General features: G+C 42.8%; 12 protein-coding genes and 4 pseudogenes. 7 read left to right on the forward strand and 9 right to left on the reverse strand.

The annotated features are described in order from the left end of the window. Positions 1-12: 12 nt before the first annotated feature. From panD to V7L12_RS19190, 7 genes and pseudogenes are all read right to left on the reverse strand, one after another. Positions 13-372: an aspartate 1-decarboxylase gene (gene panD / locus V7L12_RS19160; RefSeq protein WP_335086595.1), complete on the reverse strand. Its 360-nt coding sequence runs from the start codon at positions 370-372 to the stop codon at positions 13-15. Positions 373-485: 113 nt separating this feature from the next. After that, entirely contained in the window at positions 486-998 is a 513-nt protein-coding gene (locus V7L12_RS19165) for an inorganic diphosphatase (RefSeq protein ID WP_334815798.1), read from the reverse strand. A 460-nt stretch (positions 999-1,458) separates the two neighbouring features. Further along, positions 1,459-1,644, reverse strand: coding sequence for a hypothetical protein (locus V7L12_RS19170; protein WP_094349221.1), 186 nt, complete (start codon positions 1,642-1,644; stop codon positions 1,459-1,461). A gap of 1,069 nt (positions 1,645-2,713) precedes the next feature. Further along, positions 2,714-3,142: pseudogene (locus V7L12_RS19175) on the reverse strand (DUF362 domain-containing protein); the annotation flags it as partial. Positions 3,143-3,227: 85 nt separating this feature from the next. Continuing rightward, positions 3,228-4,804 (reverse strand): annotated as a pseudogene (locus tag V7L12_RS19180) (group II intron reverse transcriptase/maturase). A gap of 566 nt (positions 4,805-5,370) precedes the next feature. Further along, positions 5,371-5,913, reverse strand: a pseudogene (locus V7L12_RS19185) (DUF362 domain-containing protein); the annotation flags it as partial. 130 nt (positions 5,914-6,043) lie between these two features. Continuing rightward, positions 6,044-7,465 carry an aspartate ammonia-lyase gene (locus V7L12_RS19190; protein ID WP_335086597.1) on the reverse strand — a complete coding sequence of 474 codons (1,422 nt, stop codon included), beginning with the start codon at positions 7,463-7,465 and terminating at the stop codon, positions 6,044-6,046. Between the two features lie 130 nt (positions 7,466-7,595). Between V7L12_RS19190 and pgsA the strand changes: the two genes are divergently transcribed. From pgsA to V7L12_RS19215, 5 genes and pseudogenes are all read left to right on the forward strand, one after another. Then, positions 7,596-8,114 carry a CDP-diacylglycerol--glycerol-3-phosphate 3-phosphatidyltransferase gene (gene pgsA / locus V7L12_RS19195; protein ID WP_335086599.1) on the forward strand — a complete coding sequence of 173 codons (519 nt, stop codon included), beginning with the start codon at positions 7,596-7,598 and terminating at the stop codon, positions 8,112-8,114. Between the two features lie 117 nt (positions 8,115-8,231). Further along, entirely contained in the window at positions 8,232-8,426 is a 195-nt protein-coding gene (locus V7L12_RS19200) for a type II toxin-antitoxin system HicA family toxin (protein ID WP_335086601.1), read from the forward strand. A gap of 2 nt (positions 8,427-8,428) precedes the next feature. Continuing rightward, positions 8,429-8,653: a type II toxin-antitoxin system HicB family antitoxin gene (locus V7L12_RS19205; RefSeq protein ID WP_335086603.1), complete on the forward strand. Its 225-nt coding sequence runs from the start codon at positions 8,429-8,431 to the stop codon at positions 8,651-8,653. Positions 8,654-8,701: 48 nt separating this feature from the next. Further along, positions 8,702-8,953 (forward strand): annotated as a pseudogene (locus V7L12_RS19210) (hypothetical protein); the annotation flags it as partial. A gap of 172 nt (positions 8,954-9,125) precedes the next feature. Continuing rightward, a complete protein-coding gene (locus V7L12_RS19215; protein WP_335086605.1) occupies positions 9,126-9,278 on the forward strand; it encodes a hypothetical protein in 153 nt (50 codons plus the stop codon). Between the two features lie 78 nt (positions 9,279-9,356). Here the strand turns inward: V7L12_RS19215 and V7L12_RS19220 are convergent, their stop codons facing one another. Continuing rightward, positions 9,357-10,241 (reverse strand): SMP-30/gluconolactonase/LRE family protein, encoded by an 885-nt coding sequence (locus tag V7L12_RS19220; RefSeq protein ID WP_335086607.1) that lies wholly within the window; start codon positions 10,239-10,241, stop codon positions 9,357-9,359. 228 nt (positions 10,242-10,469) lie between these two features. Between V7L12_RS19220 and V7L12_RS19225 the strand changes: the two genes are divergently transcribed. Further along, positions 10,470-11,216, forward strand: a complete 747-nt coding sequence (locus V7L12_RS19225; protein WP_335086609.1) for a Uma2 family endonuclease — start codon at positions 10,470-10,472, stop codon at positions 11,214-11,216. A 414-nt stretch (positions 11,217-11,630) separates the two neighbouring features. Here V7L12_RS19225 and V7L12_RS19230 read toward each other — a convergent pair whose 3' ends face one another. Then, the gene (locus tag V7L12_RS19230) at positions 11,631-12,569 is read right to left on the reverse strand and encodes an NAD-dependent epimerase/dehydratase family protein (RefSeq protein WP_335086611.1); all 939 of its coding nucleotides are present in this window, start codon (positions 12,567-12,569) and stop codon (positions 11,631-11,633) included. A 252-nt stretch (positions 12,570-12,821) separates the two neighbouring features. Here V7L12_RS19230 and V7L12_RS19235 point away from each other — a divergent pair, with 252 nt between their 5' ends. After that, positions 12,822-13,964, forward strand: coding sequence for a glycosyltransferase (locus V7L12_RS19235; RefSeq protein ID WP_334815814.1), 1,143 nt, complete (start codon positions 12,822-12,824; stop codon positions 13,962-13,964). Positions 13,965-14,029: the final 65 nt, after the last annotated feature.

Below are 14,029 nucleotides of genomic sequence, written 5' to 3' on the forward strand. Positions count from 1 at the left end.
GAGCAGGTCATCCTAGCGCCGCACTTCCAACAGCCTGTTTTTTTCGTCCACAATGACTACCGTAGGAGAGTAACTTTTTAACTCTTCTGGAGTGAACTGCCCGTAAGTCATTATAATCAAGCGATCGCCAATAATGCCTAGACGTGCCGCACCTCCATTTAGCTCAATTATTCCTGAATGAGCTAGAGCGGGGATCGCATAGGTAATAAAGCGCTGACCGTTGGCATTATTAACTACTTGCACCTGCTCATAAGGTAAGATACCAGCTTTTTCCAAAAGGATTTCATCAATGCTGATACTACCCACGTAGTTGATGTTCGCTCCCGTAAGGGTGCAGTTATGAATTTTTGCCAAAAGGAGAGTACGCTGCATTCTGGTTTGGGTTTGGTGGCAGTTTTTGCGATCCGTAAAAAGCAAAAGTAATTAAAGTGAGGAGTTAGGAATAAAAATTCATAACTTTTAACACCTAACTCCTAACTCCTCTATTATCCTCTATAAGCTTTGACGGATTTTTCTACTAAAGCTGCAACCTTGTCCACATCTTGCCAACCGAGAATTTCAGTCACCTTTTTTTCCAAATTTTTATAACTACGGAAAAATTCAGCAATTTCATCTAAGCGGTGTGGTGCTAAGTCTTTCAGGGATTTTACTTGAGTGTAGCGCGGATCTTTGTCAGGAACACAAAGGATTTTTTCATCGCGATCGCCACCGTCAATCATCTCCAAGAAGCCAATCGGTCGCGCAGCAATAACGCAGCCGGGAAAGGTCGGCTCGTCAATTATGACCATACCATCAAGGGGATCGCCATCATCAGCCAAAGTATTGGGTACAAAGCCGTAGTCATAAGGATATTGTACCGAGGAATAAAGTACTCGGTCTAGAGCAAAAGCTTCTAGTTCCTTGTCGTATTCGTATTTATTTTTACTTCCGCCAGTAATTTCAATCAGAACGTTGATTAGACCCGCTTTCGGTTGGGCAGGAATACGAGATAAGTCCACAAAAAACTCCTCTGATAACACTGAATCATGGGGGCACTCAGTCAGCTTCGCTCCCCGTGTAGAATTTTAGGGCAATATGGATCTCTTCCCAAGGTATTTGTTCTAAGGTATTGGAAATTGGGCATTGGTTATTTCTCCCTAATCTCCCAATCTGCAGGAAGCTAAAGCAACATCTCCCCATTTTCCAGTTCTCTGAAATTAGCCAAAAAATAGAAAAAGCGTTACGAGCAAACTTCGCAACGCTTTTTCCAAGAGGGTATTATGGATATCCTCAGTCCTTAATTGCTATTAGAGGGATTTCTGTCCTAACTTTGTTAAAACAACTGAAATCTGGAGTCACACAATCCAGATTTAGCTTATTCTTGACGAACTACACCCACATCTAGAGAGATTGTCTACAAAATCAGTGTTCTGCTTTTTTGTAGATATCCTCATGAGGAAATGCGACTGGGAAGCTCGATCAATCTTGATTTCCTTGTATGTTTTGGATCAGAGGTTGCTGGTTATTTTGAACATTAGTTGAAGAATAGTGGGCGATGACAAATACGGGTAGGGTAAGAGTCAACAGAGCGATCGCAGTTCCCACAATGTCTGCCAAACGTTGGGAATATGTATCGGCATTGGCAGACTGGCTATTTGAATTCATACAAAATTGAAGTTCTTCGTAACACTGTGTAGATTTACTCTCTGAGTGAGAGTATTAATGCTATTTTAGCTATTTTTAAACTGTTAAATGTGTAGCATTCTACAATTTAAACCAGTTATACAACTGTCATAGTAGCCTTTTTATACATGGACTTCTTAATACAAAGTTACAAGTAAACAAATCATGTTTTATTTTGTAATTAATATTTTCAGATGTTTCCCTATATGGTGTAACGGGTTGCATACCCAAAGCCAACTTTGACAGCATCATAAGTTACATTTTTTCGCTGATTAAAGATTAATTAGCAAAACATATTTGTCCGATACTTCATGATTATAACATCCTACAACGCCTTTGATAAGGTCATTTTACTGAAATTGCTAATTTGTGATACAGGACACAAAACCGCAAAAGCACTGAATATTTCTCAGTGCTTTTGATTGTTATATGGTAGTTATACACAAAAATATTTGACACCAGAGAAGAAATAGACAGGAATGATTTTTGTAACCAATGATAACTACCGAATAAATACAGATACATCAACTGTATAAGGCAGAATGGATTCAGTGATATCACTAAACAAATATTTAATAATTTTAATTTTGCAATCTGTGTAATATCACAGCATTTTTGTCAATCTATATAAAGGTAGAGTAAAAAAAGTTTTAGAAGGTGGCGTAGACATTTAGTGGGTTATTACCAAACTTTCATCATATCTGAACAAAAAACCTAATCCCAATTTCCAGATCCTAAATCCGTATAACTTTTGGATAAATTCAAATCTAAGACGAAAAATTGTATAAAAAATTAATCAGCTAAAAAAACCGCCACTAAATATAATAGGGCGGTCTGGTTAAGCAATCGGAGGGTAATTACAGATTACTCTGCTAATAAATGAAATTGCTGTAACGACGTTTGCACTAAATTGAGGATTGGAGATTGGGCACAAGAGACAGAGGTGCAAAGGGGCAGAGGGGAAAACTTACTGCAACATCTCCTGTGCTCCCCCGGTTACTGAGCGCAGTCGTTGGCGTAGCCTCTCCAAGAGTTGTATGCTCCCCATTCCCTACTCCCTTCCATAAACACTGATTGGTTCCTTGATAAATCGGGTGTAAAGATGCTTAAACGTAGACTTAATTACGCGGGGCATACCAAAATCAATGGGCATTAACTTGTCTGGTAGCCGCCAATCTTCTATTTTTAATAAGTCAGGATTAAAATGCGGAAACTCTATGGCAGCAAGTTCTGGACAAACTCCTAGCCTTTGAGAAGCTGCAACTGTGGGCACTTGTTCAGGAGAAACATTGAGGATTTCTACCATTGCCCGATCTAAAGCAAATATATCTGATGCGGCTGCTAAAATGCCCAGTTGGCGAGGTTCCCCGTTGCTGGGGCCATTACCTTCATGACCGATGATACCATCTAATATGGTTAAGTCAGGGTTAATCGCTCTGGCAGTTTCTACTAGCATTTCACCAAATCTATTTGCGTCTTGGTTGAGTCGATGGGGGATATTATTCCCCGCACCTCTCAGTTAAATCTGGGCGTGCGACTTTCATCGCACCCAGCTTCCGATGTTCTCAGCTTGCGCTTTTGCTCATGTGTTTGTAATCGTGGCAACTCTCATGAATTGCTTCCAGATTCTTATTCTTCCAGTTGGCGTGATTTCCATCGATGTGATGCAGGTGAACCCGTTCCTCATCGATGAATTTTAAGCCGCAGGAAGCACATCTATGGTTTTGCTTCTTAAGAGCAATAGAGGTTTCGCCGTCGTAGAGCTTACTTTTGCGTTCGCTCCAGTAGGCTGTATCTCCGTCATAGGGGGATTTTACACCTTTGACCATGACGTGTTTATTTTCGGAGTAGGAAACTTTTGGGAATGCTTTGTCTAGTAATTTCTTGCTAGAGTGGCGGTTTTGCTTGGTTTCCTTGTTAAATACCGTGTAGGTTCTTGTTTCGATGTGGTATAACGAGTTTCTTGACCCGTCCATCTTGCAGAACTTATGGTAATTTCTCCAACCTCTAACTACCGGGGCTAATTTCTCAGCCTTTGTGGTAGCACCATAATTCGAGTTGTTGACGATGTGTTTTACTTTCTTACGAAAAGCTTTGAAGTTGTCCACTGAGGGAGTACTTCTAAACTTTCCATTGCTCTGCACTTTGAAGTGCCAGCCGAGGAAATCAAACCCATCTGTCGCGGCGGTAACTTTGGTTTTCTTTTGGCTTACATTCATTCCGCGTTTGCGGAGAAACTCGCTGATTCTTTCAAGTATCTCTGTTGCGTCATCTTCGGGTCGGAGTATGATTACCATATCATCTGCATATCGGATTGATGGCTCGATGATTTTCCTGGCTGGGGTTTTGGCAGTGACTTTGAACCCTCGATTTGTGTGCTGTCTGTGTATACTCTCAATCCCGTTGAGCGCTACATTGGCTAGTAGTGGGCTGACCACTCCCCCTTGTGGGGTTCCCTGTTCGGGGAATTCTGGATTAACTCCCGCCTTGAGGCATCGGAATATTCCGAGTTTTAAGCCTTTGGGGGCAATGAGTTCATCCATTATTGCTGAGTGGTTAATCCTGTCGAAGCATTTTTCGATATCGAGTTCGATTACTCGTTTTTCTATTCCCTTGCTTAGGGAGCGGAGGTTATTGAAGATGTACATTTGTGCATCGTGGGCAGAGCGCCCCGTTCTGAACCCGTAGCTCCTAGTGTGGAAAGTGGCAACGCGCAAGCTGGTTCGAGTGCATATTTTGCTAGGCATTGCCAAGCTCTATCCGCGATGGTTGGTATTTTGAGCATTCTGGTAGTCCCGTCCTTTTTGGGAATGGGGATTTCCCGTAAGCCCTGATGCTTCCAATTTCCGCTATTCATTTTCAGTAATTCTTCAAGATTGAAGCGTTCTTCAAATGAGAGGGATTTTTTCCCATCAATACCTGCCGTCTTTTTGCCAGCATTTAGCTGAGATACTTGTCTTATTGCAAGAAATCGAGCCGAGGTGGATTTGAGAATAAGCTTTTGGAGTGACCTAGCTTTCCGCTTGTCTCCAACTTGAACAGCTTTGTACACACGCTTTTGAAGGCGGAAAAGATTTCGGCGGAATTTCTTCCACGGTAGGGCTTTCCAAGATTCACTAGTTTTTACACTGTGTCTAATCATTTTCTCTTCTAGAGTGAATGTATTCTGAACACCTCAGACCAATTACGGTCTGTCCTACCCGAATTGTGGGGATTCCTCCGCTCGTCTGGGCTACTTGGGGTTCGACTGCCCCCTTGACCCACAACTCGTTTTTATTCGTTCCCTCGGAGAGATTGATTGTTCCGTTAGATGTAGCCAATTCGACTCATAGATTCCCTTGACTCTTGCCGATTACCCGGAAAATGTTCGGCGGGAATGAACTCTAGTAGGGTCAGGGGTTTTTTGAGTTGCGCCCTGCCGTGGAATAAGTCGCTTTTCTAGGCTCTGTTTCATCATAGGAACTCCCTGTTAGCGCCAGTGTCAACCCGCAACGGTCGTCTGATTGCGCCCTGTTCCCAGCTTCACTCTACAAGAACCGAGCTTGTTCGGTGTGGGCAGATAAGGAGTCAATTCTGAGTCTGAATGGTAGGGCTTTCACCTACATCTGACCGAGAGTTCAGCCTTTATTGACAGTAATCTGCTGTCAGGCTGGATTAGTTATTTACGGGCTGTTTTTTACCGTGATTCACTAATCAACGAATCGCACTTCCCGCTTCCATGTGCCACCAAGCTTTCATTTTGCCGGGGACACAACCAAACAGGTTTTTTACGCCCAGTGTTAATGTCAACTGGGCATGTGATTTCACTTTGGGTAAGTTAATCACTACATCTGCTTCCATTGCTTCTTTAGACAGGCGCAGATGGTTAAAATTGTCACTAACAGTTTGGTAACGCTGACCGTGAAAATCGATGATAGGAAGATTGAGTTCTTCTAAAATAGGCAGATAGCCATTTGCTATTGCTACGCCCTTGGCACTACCAAAAGCAGGACTATCGCCCAAAAATGGCTTACCGCCAACCTCAATTACCATTTGGGCAACTTCGTAAACTAGTTCGGCACGGGTGATACACTCTTTACCAGGACGCGATCCTGTAAGTAGATTCGGTTTGAGTAAAACGCGATCGCCTTTTTTCACAAACGCTGCTATTCCTCCAAAAGGTTCTAAGAGAGTGACTAAAGATTCCCGTAAAGCCTCTCGTTTGTAGGATGTAGCCCGAATGAGACTAACAGATGGTTTTTGAGTCTGCATGGATAGATAGGGGATAGGGGACTGGGGACTGGGGGAGATGAGGGGGACAAGGGGGACAAGGTGGGACAAGGAGAATAACTATGCCCAATGCCCAATGCCCAATGCCCAATGCCCAATGCCCCATAACCTATTATTCTGTTTTGAGCGGTAAGATACCACTCATTTGTTCTAGATTTAACACTGTCGCTAAATCTGTTTCATTCATCAATCCGCGTTCTAAAACAATCTGCCGTAGGGATTTACCAGTTTCTAAAGATTCTTTGGCAACAGCTGCGGCATTTAAATAACCGATGTGGGTATTTAGTGCAGTTACTAAAGCTAAACTGCCTTCGGCATAAGCTAAACAACGTTCCTGATTAGCAGTAATTCCCCCAATGCAGCGTTCGGTGAGTGCGACGATGGTATTGCCGAGAATTTCGATACTGTGAATTAGGTTATAGGCAATCAATGGCATCATCACATTTAATTCTAATTGTCCGGCTTGTGCGGCTAAAGCGATCGCACTGTCGTAACCCATCACCTGAAAACACACCATTGATGTCATCTCTGCCATGACTGGGTTATATTTCCCTGGCATAATTGAGGAACCGGGTTGCACTGGAGGCAGTTGAATTTCTTTCAAGCCTGTTTTTGGCCCCGAATCCATTAGCCGTAAATCATGAGATATTTTGACTAAATCCTGGGCTAAGTTGCGTAAAGCACCAGAAACATTCACAAATGGCGCCATACTTTGCATGGCTGCCATGAGATGGGGTGCAGGTTCTAAAGGAGTATCAATTAATTCTGAGAGAACTTCTACCACACGGGCACGATACAGAGGATGAGTATTTAATCCTGTTCCGGCTGCACTACCTCCTAAACCCAGCACCATCAAATCTCCAGAGGCGGTATAAATCCGATTTTGATGTTCTGTCAGAATTTGTGCCCAAGCCCGAAAATTTTCACCCAAACGCACGGGTACTGCGTCTTGTAAGTGGGTTCTGCCAGATTTGACGATATCTTGAAATTCTACAGCTTTTTTTTCTAAAGATGCGATCGCACCATCTATTGCTGGCTGTAATGTCTTAGATAATGCCAATAATCCACCAATGCGAATTGCCGTAGGAATCACATCATTGGTAGACTGCCCATAATTAACGTGGTCATTGGGACTAACACGTTTGTAATTGCCCTTTTCTTCACCGAGTATTTCTAAGGCGCGATTTGCGAGAACTTCGTTGAGATTCATGTGGTGGGATGTTCCAGCACCAGCCTGATAAACATCCACGACAAATTGATCGCGGAACTTCCCAGCTAAGATTTCATCAGTTGCTTGCACAATCGCCTGACTAATATCTTGGGGAATGCAATTCAGTTCTCCATTCACAATTGCTGTAGCTTTTTTAATTATCAATCCGGCATCTACGTAAGTAGCTAAAGGCTTGATGCCGCTAATGGGGAAGTTTTCGATAGCTCGTAGCGTTTGAATACCGTAATAAACGCTACTAGCAATTTGGCGATCGCCCATCGAATCGCGTTCGATGCGGAATTGGGAATCTGTGTGTTCAGTCATAGTATTGTTTTAGGAGAGCTTCAGAAGACAGATTTTCCCACGCAGTTACACTCAGATACACTAATCTGCATATATTTTGCATATTTGCTTGGCTGCTTGTTGCTTTACACTTGTTAATTTTTAATTTTCCATGACTCTACCCAACTGGATTACCTTCTCTCGCCTTCTGGGTGTACCATTATTGCTTTATGGCTTGTACAATCCCACAACACAAGCTAGATGGATATGTTTAGCGATTTTTATCATTGCGGCGTTAACTGATTGGTTAGATGGCTATTTAGCGCGGAAACTCAACCAAATTAGTGAGTTGGGTAAATTTCTTGACCCCTTAGTGGATAAATTTCTGGTACTTGCGCCATTGATGGTTTTTATTGAACTAGGAAAAGTGCCGGCTTGGGGAGTGTTTTTGATTTTAGCGCGGGAATTAGCGATCGCTGGTTGGCGGGTGAATCAAACGACAATTACCGGGGCGAATATTTGGGGTAAACTCAAAACTGTTAGTCAAATAGTTGCGATCGCACTTCTAATTGCACCCCTACCTGAAGTCTGGCAAACTCCCTCTCTAATTGCCTTTTGGATTTCTGTTGCTCTAACTTTAATTTCTGGGGGTATTTATCTTTTGCCGCAAAAAGCTAGCACTGCTGATTAAAAACATCTACTATATCATCCCTGTAGGTCTGAGATTTTCCTAGATAATCATGACAAAATATTTGTAGCTAGTCAGAAATTTCTAACAGTGCCCAAGAAGATTCGGTAACTAAAAGCAATGCTCCTAAAAGCTGGATTCACTTATAGAAGCGGCAAAGGCAGTCATACAGTATGGAGCCATCCTTTGCTACTTTACAGCCTCACTTTGTCTGGCAAAGACGGAGCAGATGCAGATTGTTACCAGGAAAAAGATGTTAAAAATGCGCTCATAGAAATAAGACAACTGGAGGAAGAAGAAGAAAAAGGAGAGTAGGAATGAAACCACAATATAGTATTGTAATTCAGTGGTCAATGGAAGATAAAAAGTACATTGTCAGCCTACCTGAGTTTGGCCCCTATGCACACACTCATGGAAATACCTACGCGGATGCTCTCAATAATGGTGAGGAAGTGCTGGAACTTTTGATTGAAGATTACCAAGCACAAAGAAAACTACTGCCAGACCCTTTAACTGCCAACGTTTCCTTTCGGTTTGTTTAATCCTCACCCTAATTATTCGCAGTTACAACTAACTTTACTCTCACACCAGCGATCGCTGGTTGGCGGGTGAATCAAACGACAATTACCGGGGCGAATATTTGGGGTAAACTCAAAACTGTTAGTCAAATAGTTGCGATACCTACGGCGGGCTACGCCTACGCACTTCTAATTGCACCTCTACCTAATGTCTGGCAAACTCCCTCTCTGATTGCCTTTTGGATTTCTCTTGCTCTAACTTTAATTTCTGGAGGTATTTATCTTTTGCCGCAAAAAGTTAGCACTAATGAAACGGCAATATAGTATTGTAACTAGGAAAAATACACCTTTAAGTTCAAAGAGAAATCAAATAATCTGCATTGCATCGATGTTTTTTTATTTGGAAGTCCTTTAGAACTCGGAAGTTGCACCTCTGAACTCGGAGGTTGAGCCTCTGAACTCGGAAGTTGAGCCTCTGAACTCGGAAGTTGCACCTTTGAACTCGGAAGTTGAGCCTCTGAACTCGGAGGTTGAGCCTCTGAACTCGGAAGTTGCACCTTTGAACTCGGAAGTTGAGCCTTTGAAGTCGGAAGTTGCACCTCTGAACTTGGAACTTCAAGATCAAAAGTTCAAAACTCAGAATTTTTAGAATTCGCAAACAAGTAAAGAGTCGAGTTGAACGAATGCAAGAGGCAATTTAGCGCCTCACCTTAACACAGCTACTACTTTATTTCTCAAAATTATAGCTAGGTAATCCAGTAACATCAGTTTGCAGAGTAAACAAATCACCTGAGTAGAAACTTTTGTCAATCTCGGCCTGGCTGAGTCCAACTGAAGCGGTGGTGATGTAGAGTGTTTGCAAATCTTCGCCGCCAAAGGTACAACTCGTTACGAATGGAACGGGTAGCTTTATCCGCAATATCTCTTCACCCTTGGGATTGAAACGAATCACACACCATCCATCCCACATAGCTGACCAAATATTTCCTTGACTATCTATCGTCAACCCATCTGCGTAGAAAGATTCATGAGTTAAATCAACAAAAATCCGGCGATTAGTAATGCTACCTGTTACTGAATCAAAGTCGTAAGCATATATTTTTTGTTGAGGAGAATCACTCAAGTAAAATATTTTTTGATCGGGACTCCACCCCAGACCATTAGAGATAGTTAATCCCGTTTCCATCACATGCAATGAACCGTCACGATCATAGCGATAGAGGCTAGCTTGGGGTTTTTCTAAAGAACACATTGAGCCGATCCAAAAGCGACCTTGAGGGTCACATTTGCCATCATTGAGACGGTTATCTGGCAGATTTCCTTCAATTTCCAAAATGGGAGTAACTTCACCTGTCTGGGTGTTGAGGAATGCCAAGTGATGACGCAGTGCCATAATTAATCTATCTTTACCTGCTGTTGCGATCGCGCCTACCACATCTCCTACATCAAAAAATAAGTCTTTCCCCGTAGCAGGATTGAACTGATGTACCCGATGGTTGTAAATATCGAGCCAGTACAGTCGGTTTTGGGTAGAGTCCCAGATGGGGCCTTCACCCAAGCGGGCACGGGACTCTAGTACATTATGGAGTGGATATTGCACAACCTGGCTCATTTTATCAACCAACAATAGTATTTACAGAAACTAGTTTCAGTAGCCTTCAGGCAATTCTAAAAAAGGTTTGCCTGACTAATAAAGAAAATTTTCATTCCTGTTCCAGTAAAAACGAAAAACGCGATAAATTGCGTCTTTCCCAGGTAGAATAAAATATTTTTCTTTTGATTTTTGCCCAACCCTTACCGCAATCCGTTAACTTAAAATTAGTCGGTCAGGATTCCCCTTATGTACCAAACAGACCCACCTCTCTCTCCTAAAGAAGTCTTACCAACCATGTACGATCTTCCCAGTGAATACCCAGAGGACTCTGGTTTGCCTGACGAATTTCACCTTTTTCAGCCCCAACTTCTGCGCTCAACCTTCTGTCCAGCTAACTATCCAACAGAGGAGGTATTTGTTGCCACTGACTTAAATCTTTACTATGACCTCCGGCATACATTGTGGTACAAACGCCCGGACTGGTTTGCTGCTGTGGGAGTTTCGCGTCTTTACGAACAGCAAAACTTGCGTCTGAGTTATGTAATCTGGCAAGAAGGGGTTGCTCCTTTTGTGATCGTAGAACTTTTGTCTCCAGGGACAGAAAAAGAAGATTTGGGACAAACTCTCAGAGAAGTTAACCAACCACCAACCAAATGGCAAGTTTATGAACGAATTTTGCGAATTCCTTATTACATCGTGTTTGACCGCTACACTGATAAGCTACAAGCATTTCAACTAGTTGCAGATAGTTACCACGAAATAGATGTAACTACTTCTAGAGTCTGGATGCCAGGAATACAATTAGGTTTGGGACTTTGGCAAGGCGCTTATGAAGGTATTGAACGCTTGTGGTTACGTTGGTACGATGAAAGGGGAAATTGGATTTCTACGCAGCTAGAACAAGAAAGGCGACGAGCTGATCAAGAAAAACAACGTGCTGATAAATTAGCGGCGAAGTTGCGACAATTGGGCATTAACCCTGATGAGGGGTAATAATGCGTAGGTACGTCAGCCTAGCTCTTGAGAATGCAGCAGTTGTATTAACGTGAGTTCGACAGACCTCTCCCTCCCAGCCTCCCTCTCCTAAAAGGCGAGGGAGGAGTAACGAGATTAGAGGGTTTTTGCTCCCCTCTCCTCGTAGGAGAGGGGCTGGGGGAGAGGTCAAAATAGCACTCGTCGAACTCACGTTGTATTATTTCCTGACGTACCCGACAAATTGGGTATTTTTAAAATTGCAAGTCCGTAAGGCTCAAATTCCCGGCTTCTCTAATAAGTCGGGAATGCAGTTGTTAATAATTACGAATTACGTTAGCGAGTCAGACGCTCCTACGTCGCTAACGCTTCTCAAAGAGACGCTGCGCGTAGCTTGCTTCCCCGTAGGGGTACGCTATCGAGCGTCATTACGAATTACGAATTATTTAAAATCTCCTCATCTACAGAGAAATCAACATTAGCTTTGTCTTTTGCATTAGCTAAATAGTCATTTTCCAGAGAGTCTTGTAATCCAGAAATCAAATCATATTCAGGATGCCAATTTAATTCTGTTTGCGCTTTATTCACCGAAGCAAAGAAATGCTGTACCCGCATTGGAAAAGCTTTGCGCTTGCCGAAATCAAACTTTTTCGGGTCGTAATGGACGATTTTGACAGCATCGGGTGATTTGCCAGCCGCAATAGCACTAGCACGGGCTAAACCATCAAAAGTGACAAAGCGATCGCCAGAGATATTATAAATCTGTCCTATGGCCTGTTCATTACCCAAAACCTTAGTCAAAGCTTTTGCCAAGTCCTTTACATGACCCAGTTGAGTGATATGCAAGCCATTTCCGGGGATAGGAATGGGGCGATCGCGCACAATTCTGTCAAAAAACCAGCCTTCTAACTCATTATAATTACGAGGGCCGTAAATATAAGTAGGACGAATAGAAGTAAAGGGCAATCCCAATTGAGTCAGGTAAGCTTCTGTTTCATGTTTACCCTTATGGCGACTTTTGGGATCTACTGCATCGCCTTCTATGTGCGGCAATTGATCGGATTTGAGATACACCCCCGCAGAACTCATATACACAAAATGTTGCACTCGGTCTTGAAAAATTTCTGCTAGTGGTTGAGTATCAGTAAGTTCCCGCCCGTTATTGTCAAAAATAACATCAAAGTTTTCTTGTGATAACTTTGCTTTTAATTGAGTAGCATCTGTGCGATCGCCTATAATTTGTCCTACTCCCTGTAAAGAAGGTGCTGGCCGATTCCCACGATTGAACAGCACCACCTCGTGTCCTTGTTCCACTAGTAGTTGAGTCAAATAGACACCAATGAACCTAGTACCACCCATAATCAGAATTCGCATAAATTCACCCTTTCTATATCAGTTGTCATCAAGAGAGTAAGGACTGGGGACTAGGGAAACAAAAAGGATAAGGAGAATAACCCATGCCCAATCTGAGATTATCAGGTTGCAGCATCCATCTGGAACCTCTGGGGGAAAGATTCCGTCTTATGTGCTAATCTGGGGCGCTTCCCGTTAATTAATCACAAGGAGAAACTTTTCAGTTAACGTCATCAAGTTAGCCTTTGTATTTTCCACTTATTCAAGTTAGCTGTGCCCTTGAAATATGCTCTAGTTCATGAGTGGCTGACACCCAAAGCCACAGGTGGTTCAGAACTCGTTGTCCGAGAAATTTTGAATCACATTGATGCTGATTTGTATGCTCTCATAGATTTTGAATCCAGCAATAGAGAAAGTTATTTATATAAACGTCAGATTGGCAAGACGTTTCTTCAGAACTTTCCCTATGCCCGCAACGGTATACAAAAATACTTGCCTTTGTGGCCCTTGGCAATTGAACAACTTGATTTGCGGCATTATGATGTCATTCTGTCTTCATCCCATGCTGTTGCCAAAGGAATCCTTACCACTCCCGAACAGATGCATATTTGCTACTGTCACAGCCCTATGCGCTATGCCTGGGACTTGACCTTTGATTATCTGCGCCACAGCAAACTGGGTAGTGGTTTACCTGGATGGGTGACACGATATTTATTACATCGTTTGCGTCAGTGGGATGTATTGAGTGCCAATCGCGTTGATTACTTCATTGCCAACTCGCAGCATACAGCTCGGCGGATTTGGCGTTGCTATCGGCGAGAAGCAACAGTCATTTATCCACCAGTGAATATTGCGGAATTTCCGTTTCTGTCTGAGAAAGAAGACTTTTACCTGACAGTTTCCCGGTTAGTGAGTTACAAGCAAATATCGTTGATTGTCAAGGCTTTTAATCAACTAAAACGACCATTAGTTGTCATTGGTACAGGAGATGAAATGAACAAGATTCGCGAGATGGCAAACTCAAATATCCAAATACTGGGATGGCAACCCGATAATGTGGTAAAAAAATATATGTCTAGGGCTAAGGCGTTTGTGTATGCAGCTTGTGAAGATTTTGGTATTGCCCTAGTGGAAGCACAAGCTTGCGGCACACCAGTGATTGCTTATGGTGCAGGGGGTGCTCTAGAAACAGTGCGAGATATCCGTTCTGGTGCGGATACAGGGACAGGTATATTTTTCAGGACTCAAACAGAGGCGGCTTTGGTGGAGGCAGTAGAAAAGTTTGAAATGTATGAGGGTTCGTTCAATTCCGAGTATATGCGATCGCACGCCGCGCAGTTCTCACCGCAAATCTTTGCAGATCGTTATCTAGATTTTGTAAACAAGTGCAACGAAAAAAGACCGTTTTTGCAATGATGGTCTTAGTTAACGTCTTATTTTTTTAGGCTTTTGGCAATTTCCCCCAGAAGCATCTCATTTTG

This window comes from Nostoc sp. (assembly GCF_036918245.1).
Lineage (GTDB): Bacteria > Cyanobacteriota > Cyanobacteriia > Cyanobacteriales > Nostocaceae > Nostoc.